Annotated in this window: 5 protein-coding genes; 1 reads left to right on the top strand and 4 read right to left on the bottom strand. The window is 59.3% G+C overall.

The window, feature by feature from the left end; translation table 11 throughout:
• Window positions 1–240: 240 nt before the first annotated feature.
• On the bottom strand, window positions 241–1320 hold the full coding sequence (locus ACQ4WY_RS28155) for a tartrate dehydrogenase (RefSeq protein ID WP_436506911.1): 1080 nt from the start codon (window positions 1318–1320) through the stop codon (window positions 241–243).
• A gap of 114 nt (window positions 1321–1434) precedes the next feature.
• Between ACQ4WY_RS28155 and ACQ4WY_RS28150 the strand changes: the two genes are divergently transcribed.
• Window positions 1435–2334, top strand: coding sequence for a LysR family transcriptional regulator (locus ACQ4WY_RS28150; RefSeq protein ID WP_436506910.1), 900 nt, complete (start codon window positions 1435–1437; stop codon window positions 2332–2334).
• A 17-nt stretch (window positions 2335–2351) separates the two neighbouring features.
• On the opposite strand, the gene ACQ4WY_RS28145 is transcribed toward ACQ4WY_RS28150, so the two are convergent.
• From ACQ4WY_RS28145 to ACQ4WY_RS28135, 3 genes are all read right to left on the bottom strand, one after another.
• Entirely contained in the window at window positions 2352–3842 is a 1491-nt protein-coding gene (locus ACQ4WY_RS28145; RefSeq protein ID WP_436506909.1) for a DUF3482 domain-containing protein, read from the bottom strand.
• Complete coding sequence (locus ACQ4WY_RS28140; protein ID WP_436506908.1) at window positions 3839–5317, bottom strand: DUF2868 domain-containing protein; 1479 nt, start codon at window positions 5315–5317, stop codon at window positions 3839–3841. The genes ACQ4WY_RS28145 and ACQ4WY_RS28140 overlap by 4 nt, the downstream gene beginning before the upstream one ends.
• Window positions 5318–5379: 62 nt before the next feature.
• Window positions 5380–6069, bottom strand: a complete 690-nt coding sequence (locus ACQ4WY_RS28135) for a phosphatase PAP2 family protein (protein WP_353659642.1) — start codon at window positions 6067–6069, stop codon at window positions 5380–5382.
• Window positions 6070–6479 lie beyond the last annotated feature (410 nt).

Raw genomic sequence — 6479 nt, 5'->3', positions numbered from 1 at the left:
AAATGCCCACACTTATCGACTGTTAATTGTTAAAGAACTGTATTCGGTTACTGCTTTCGCGCTATCGACAAAGCGTTGTGTTTGTCAGCTGCGAAGAAGGAAGAGTATGAAGCATTTCACTACATCCGTCAACTCCTACTTTACTACTCATCGCCGTTTCCAGTGATCCTCAAGTGCCGCATTTGACTGCGTCTCATTGGGGAGGCGAACTATAGCAAATCCGCCCACGGGCGGCAAGCCTTATTTCAGCAATGCTGCCACCGCCATGCCCACATCGGTCGTACTGGCACTGCCGCCCATGTCCGGCGTACGTGGCCCATGCTCGAGCACCTGCTCGATGGCGCGCACAATCGCGTCATGCGCCGCCGTGTAATGGGCATCACCATTGCCGAGAAAGTCTAGCATCATGGCGCCCGACCAGATCATGCCGATCGGATTGGCGATATTCTGGCCATAGATATCAGGTGCGGAACCGTGTACAGGCTCAAATACTGAGGGGAAGGTGCGCTCCGGATTGATATTGGCCGACGGTGCGATGGCAATCGTCCCCGTGCAGGCGGGGCCAAGGTCGGACAGGATGTCGCCAAACAGATTCGACGCGACCACCACGTCGAATCGCTCGGGGCTGAGCACGAAACGGGCTGCCAAGATGTCGATATGGTATTTGTCCCAGCGCACATCGGGAAAGCTCGGGCCCATCGCTTCCACCCGCTCATCCCAGAATGGCATGCTGATCGCGATGCCATTCGACTTGGTTGCCGATGTCAGGTGTTTTTTAGGCCGGCTTTGCGCCAGCTCAAACGCATACTTCAAAATGCGGTCGACGCCCTTGCGCGTAAACACGGATTCCTGCAGCACCGTTTCGCGTTCCGTACCCTCGAACATGCGCCCACCCACGGATGAATATTCTCCTTCCGTGTTTTCACGCACCACATAGAAATCGATATCGCCCGGCTTCTTGTTCGCCAGCGGACACGGTACGCCCGGCATCAGGCGCACGGGCCGCAAATTGACGTATTCGTCGAACTCGCGCCGGAATTTCAACAGCGACCCCCATAAGGAGATGTGGTCGGGCACCTTGTCCGGCCAACCCACGGCGCCAAAATAGATGGCGTCGAAATCCTTGAGCTGCGCAAACCAGTCCGAAGGCATCATCTGGCCATGCTCGAGGTAGTAGTCGCAATTCGCCCATGCCATCGTCGTGAACTGCAGGTCGATATTGAAACGGCGCGCAGCCGCTTCAACCACACGCAAGCCCTCCGGCATGACTTCATTGCCGATGCCGTCACCGGCAATGACTGCGATTCTGTGTGCGGGCATGAGGTTCTCCTGGTTATAGATGGATGCTAGATGGATGCGTTGATGATACTGGCGCTGCATCAGAATACAATCAGGTAACTCATAACCCAAGTATCCACATTTCGTGATCAATCGATGAAACATACGCCGCTACTGGAAGACTTACGCCTGTTTTGCCAGGTCGTCCACAAAACCAGTTTCGCCGCCACAGCGCTGGAACTGGGTATTTCCAAGGCCGTCGTCAGCAAGCGCATCGGCATGCTGGAAACGGCGCTGCAAGTTCGTTTGCTGCACCGGACCACGCGCCGGGTCAGCATCACCGACCATGGCGAGATCGTGCGGCAATGGGCGCAGCGCATCCTGGAAGATGTCGAGCAGATGGGTGAAGCGGTAGCACAGTCGAAATTGCAGCCGCAGGGCGTGCTGCGCATTTGCTCCAGCTCCGGTTTTGGACGCAACCGGCTCGGTCCCGCCCTCTCCCAGCTGGCACGGCAATATCCAGACTTGAAAATACAGCTGGAATTGCTCGACCGCCCCGTTGACCTGCTGGGCGAAGGTTTTGACCTCGACATTCGCATCGGCGTGGTGCACGAGCCTGACCTGATCGCCCATCGTATTGCCAGCAATCAGCGCGTACTATGCGCCGCACCCGCCTACCTCGCACAACGTGGAACGCCGGAAACCCTGGCGCAATTGCGCGAGCATGACTGCATCGTCATTCGCGAGCGCGACCAGGATGGGCGACGCTGGAAACTGCAAGGGCCGCACGGGCTGGAAACGGTGAAGGTCGATGGGCCGCTATCGGCCAACAATGGCGAGATCGTCCATCAATGGGCGCTGGACGGTCACGGCATCATCTTGCGCTCGGCCTGGGATGTGGAAAGCAGCCTGGCGCAAGGCAAGCTGGTGCGCATTTTGCCCGCGTATCAACAGGCTGCCGACGTGTGGGCGGTAACTACGTCGCGGCTGTCGAACTCCGCCAAGGTCAGGACCTGCGTGAAATTTCTGCAACAATGGCTTCAAGTCCGCGCCTGATTATCGACACCAGGCATCTACACCAGGCGCGCCACATCCGGATACAGTCGCGCCAGGGTATCGGACGTGATGGACGACATGAGGGGCAGGATGCGCTCGGCGGCTTGCTCCGGCGATTTTTCCCGGCGCACTTCTTTCCACAGCTCGACCAAAGCAGCGCCATGGCGCGCCACCGCCTGCTCAACCTCATCTTGCCAGAATGCCGGCGCCTCGCTTTCCACAAAGTTGCCGCGGCCACGGCCAAAGTGCGCCACCGCTAGGTAACGCAGCACGCCCGCCACCACAAGGGTGCGCAGGAAGGCATCCGTAAATTGCATGGTGGGCTCGTTGCGGTCCGTGCCGGAATTAAAACCCCAGGCTGCGCCCGCAAACGTCAGTGCACCGACCACGCCGCCAAGCAAGGCGCCCGTGCCCAGAGTCAGGCCGCCGGAAATCAGGTCGGCCGACAGACCCGTCGCCGCCCCGGAAATCATGGCGCCCAGCAGCCCTGCTTGCGCCTTGTCGATCGGCGCGCGCACGGCGAAATTTTCCCGTATCCGGCTATTAATCTTATGCGCATCGGTCGGGTCGAGTTTGTGCAGGATCAAGAGTTCACGCGTGGTCGCGCCGCTGTGCGTATTGAGCCGCGCCACCAGACTGGCCATGGCCTTTTCCTGGCGTTGCTGCTCCGCATTCTTGCCGATACCCACAACCTGCAAGGCCGATTTCAGCAAGCCCTTGGAGACGGGCTCGATGGCTTCGCGATCCTGCCCAGCCGCCGCCAGGTGCGTGGCCAGCAACTGCATGGCCTGCTGGAAACGCGCCGTATTCTGCGCTTGCCAGGTAGCAAACAAACGCGCATAGCCAGCTTGCTGCGACTGTGGCAACAATTTCCCCACAGCTTCGTAAAACACACGCTCATGTACCCAGCAGCGGGCAAAAGCATCGAGCGCCAGGACCTCGCGCACAATCGGATACTGCTGCAAATGCTCGCGCCAGCGCGCCTGCTCGCTGTGCTCCTCATTACCAGGACGTGGCGGCCCCATCTGGTTGAGCAAGACCACCACGGGTTTATCCAGCCAGGCGAGGATTTTCATTTCCGCCGGCAAGTAACCAGCATCCCTGGGATGTTCAGAAGAGTTGACCAGGTACAGCACTACGTCGGCAGAGTCCTTGGCCGTGCGCAGCGCCTGCTGGCTGAGCCAGAAGGGGCGGTCGCGATAACGGTCCAGCACTTCGCGCAGGAACCAGCCGATGGGATTACCCGACTGCCCCAGTCGCTTGAGCAGGCGCACGGAGTCGCCGAAGCCGGGCGTGTCCCACAATTGCAAGGCATCGCCCTGCGGCGTGGCCAGCAAGGTATGCGATTCCGCAAACACGGTCACGTGGGCGGCGTCGCGCACTTCACCGACATCTACGCCCACCAAGGTGCGCGCCAACGTCGTCTTGCCATTATTCGTGTGCGAAATCAGCGCGAACTGAATCTGTACCGCATCATCCTGCACATCTTTGTTCACATTCACACTCATGCTGCTGCCGATACTTTCAGCCCGACACCGGCATCGAGCGGGTGCAGGGCAGGATTGAGCAAATTGACCCGGGTGGCCGTGGTTTTGTGGAACTGGCAGAACTGTTGCCACAAGGCGACTCGCTCCGCCAGGCGGGCGCCACTATCCGCCTGCTCGCCAGCGCGTTCCAGGTAGCTGGACTCGTCGATCAGGACGGCGATGCCACGCGTCGACGATTGCACCAGGTAATCGAGGAAGGCGCCGTGATTTTCCTTTTCCGGCGTCGCCGTCAGGTTGAACAGCACGGCCGTGATATTGACTTGTGGATCATTCAGGTCCGTGTCGCGCAAGACGTCCTGCGGCTCTTCGCCATACGACGTCGATGGGCGCAGCATCATGCGGCCCTGCTCGCCGAACAGCATGAGGGCGATTTGCCCCAGACCCTTGTGGCGCGCCTCATCGACAGTAAAGCTGTACGGCAAGACGCGCAGCATGCCGCCCGTGGCCACGCCGATGCTTTCATTGAGCTTGCGGAAATACGGTTGATCGATATCTAACGGAAAGTGTTTGGCCAGGCGCGCGGCGCGCCAGTTGTTGACCAGGGCCAGGATCAGGCGGGGAACGACCACCAGCAGGAAAATCGTCGCCGCATACAAATGCACCCAGCGCGCGCCGCCTTCGACGGTCGTCGTCTGCGGGAAGCGCAGCGCTTCGATTTCCGCCAGCGAAAAGCCTTGCAAATGAAACAGGGCGATGGCTGGCGCGAACAGGGTCGAAAGCAGGCTGTGCACTTGGCCAGCATTCAAAAAGGTGCTTTCCCAGCCGGCCGCATATTGCGACAGGAAACCGCGCGCATACAGCGAGGCAACGGCGCCGATGGCAAACATGGCGGCGCTCAGGTGGATGGTACGACTGAGGCGCGCGGCCGTCAGCTTGGCGCTCAAGTGCGCCCATTCCCCCATGAAACTGAGCAAGCCCGAGGACAAGGCGTGCGGCAGTTTGCGCGGCAAGGCCAGGCGACCCACGCTCAGGTGGCGTACCAGTCCCGCTTTTGGCCAGCCGAGGGAATGCGAAGGGATGCATAACCAGATCAGCAAGCCCAGGTAGACCAGCACATTCCACGCGATGATCAGCAGCAAGGGTGCCGACAGCAAGTCGACGCGATGGGGATCCGTGATGCGATCGAGCCCGGCGCCCAGCAGCAGGGCCAGCAGGGGCAAGGTCAGCGCCAGGGTTTTCATGCCGTTACGGCGTTTCGCGAAAGCGGCGAAGGCGGGCGTGCGCTCGGTGATGCGCTTGAGGATCAGCTCGGAGCGCTGCTGCAGGAAATCGTCACCTGTCACTTCGGCCTGCTTGCCCGAAGCTTGCCACTGCGCAAGCTCACGCGCGCTGCGGCTGGCATACATGCGGTCATCCTCGCTGAGGACTTCTTTTTTCTGGTCGGCCGTCTCGATAGCACGGACCAATACCACTTCTCTCGCAATCTGCTCGTTCATGGTGCTCCTGTTTTTGTATGAAACGACAACTCGACAGGCAGATTGTGACGTACTTTCGTGTTTCAGGCCAACGCGTCCTCGACCCGGAACAAATTATGCAGCAGATATATGAGGAAAGAAGCGATCCAGGCAGACCACAAGGTGTGCGTGAAAAATTGCGTACCCTGCAGCTGTTGCTGCCATCCTGCCGCCAAACCGCACAGCAGCATGACGCCGACGAACAGAAGCGCCGTGCGTGGCCGTCCGGGCAGGCAGAACAATGGCAAGGCCAACATCCACCAGGCAGCGTTCGCCTGGGTAGCGGGCAGGCATGCCATGGCAGATGCCCTGGCCGGCAACGTTTCCAGCAGGCGCGTGTACGGCTCCATTCCGCCATAGCGCAACAAATCCGTCGGGCAAGGCACGTCGCTGAAGGAAGAGAGCCAATAGATGCTTAGCGGCACGAAGATAGCCGACAACGCCACCACGCGCAAGGCGCTGCGGCGTGATGCCAGCCAGGCCAGCGGATGCAAGGTGTCCCAGACGGCCAAGCCAATCAAGGCGGCGCCAAGCAAGATCATGCCCAGCTGGAAACTGCCCGCCCATGCGCTGCCAGTGCCGGCAAATTGTCCGCGCACACCGTCGAACATGCTGTCGGCGATCATGAGGTCGAGGTTGCTGTAATTGCCGATCCAGAGTATCAGCATGGCCGACAACATCAAGGCACTATCGATGCCTTTGGGAGTTTTGACGAGTTTAAGCTTGGCCAGCATGGGTGCACACATTACTTGATGAGAATGGAAGTCATCGTACAGTGTCAATATGAAGAGAACATGACGGTGTCCGTCGCTCACAACACGGGCGGGCAAGACGGGCGTCCAGAATCACCCAGCCACTGTCAATTACATGTCCACAAGGCGTTCTGACATCCCCGCAACAAGCGCTCGCGGCCGACAACTTCGGCCAACTACGCCGTATGTACGGCAAAATCGCGCATCAATTACCTCGAGTAGGTCGGATTAGCGAAGCGTAATCCGACACCACCAGCGGCATCAAGCAAAAGCATCAGACGAAAAAAAACCCGACCATTTCTGATCGGGTTTTTCTCTACTACGAATAACAAGCCTGACGATAACCTACTTTCACACTGGTTGCAGCACTATCATCGGCGCAAAGTTGTTTC

Source organism: Janthinobacterium salmonicoloratum, from assembly GCF_051380845.1.
GTDB classification, from domain to species: domain Bacteria; phylum Pseudomonadota; class Gammaproteobacteria; order Burkholderiales; family Burkholderiaceae_D; genus Janthinobacterium; species Janthinobacterium lividum_F.
This window is presented reverse-complemented; position numbering and strand designations above follow the sequence as displayed.

Bases quoted from the DNA above. Each gene is read 5' to 3' on its own strand.
- ACQ4WY_RS28150 (WP_436506910.1), top strand. From the start codon at position 1,435: ATGAAACATACGCCGCTACTGGAAGACTTACGCCTGTTTTGCCAGGTC.
- ACQ4WY_RS28135 (WP_353659642.1), bottom strand. From the start codon at position 6,069: ATGCTGGCCAAGCTTAAACTCGTCAAAACTCCCAAAGGCATCGATAGT.
- ACQ4WY_RS28145 (WP_436506909.1), bottom strand. From the start codon at position 3,842: ATGAGTGTGAATGTGAACAAAGATGTGCAGGATGATGCGGTACAGATT.
- ACQ4WY_RS28140 (WP_436506908.1), bottom strand. From the start codon at position 5,317: ATGAACGAGCAGATTGCGAGAGAAGTGGTATTGGTCCGTGCTATCGAG.
- ACQ4WY_RS28155 (WP_436506911.1), bottom strand. From the start codon at position 1,320: ATGCCCGCACACAGAATCGCAGTCATTGCCGGTGACGGCATCGGCAAT.